Consider the following 207-nt stretch of genomic DNA (forward strand, 5'->3'; position numbering starts at 1 on the left):
GCAGCGTGTCGCCGTCCGGATCGGTGTCGTTGGCCAGCACGCCGTGCGCCGCATCGGCGGTGAGGTTGACGCCTTGGTTGGTGCTGTCCGTGTCGTTGACGGCGGTCGGAGCCGGGTTCTTGACGTCCCACGAGAAGTCTTGCGACACCGAGGCGCCGGACTTGTCGGTCGCGGTGATGGTGACGGCGTAGACGCCTTCATTGCCGC

At 67.1% G+C, this 207-nt stretch carries 1 protein-coding gene; it reads right to left on the reverse strand.

The annotated features are described in order from the left end of the window. Positions 1-207, reverse strand: a 207-nt coding sequence (locus AC6LJW_RS29545) for a hypothetical protein (protein ID WP_498088985.1), incomplete at both ends; no start/stop codon positions are given.

This window comes from Achromobacter sp. 1012554356, assembly GCF_059760815.1.